This window comes from Bacillus pfraonensis, assembly GCF_050768835.1.
In the GTDB taxonomy this organism is placed as follows: domain Bacteria; phylum Bacillota; class Bacilli; order Bacillales; family Bacillaceae_G; genus Bacillus_A; species Bacillus_A pfraonensis.
In genome coordinates, this window is sequence record NZ_JAHCDO010000132.1 from 1 (window position 1) to 292 (window position 292).

Here is a 292-nt window from a genome sequence, read left to right on the forward strand (position 1 = left end):
AGCTTTACTGTAGCCTGATATTGAATTTTGGTACAGTTTGTACAGGATAGGCGGGAGCCTTTGAAGCCGGAGCGCTAGCTTCGGTGGAGGCGCTGGTGGGATACCGCCCTGACTGTATTGAAATTCTAACCTACGGGTCTTATCGACTCGGGAGACAGTGTCAGGTGGGCAGTTTGACTGGGGCGGTCGCCTCCTAAAGTGTAACGGAGGCGCCCAAAGGTTCCCTCAGAATGGTTGGAAATCATTCGTAGAGTGCAAAGGCATAAGGGAGCTTGACTGCGAGACCTACAAG

The 292-nt window shown here is 52.4% G+C and carries 1 rRNA gene; it reads left to right on the forward strand.

Annotated elements, in window-relative coordinates:
- Window positions 1-292: ribosomal RNA gene (locus KFD70_RS29435) — 23S ribosomal RNA — on the forward strand; the annotation flags it as partial.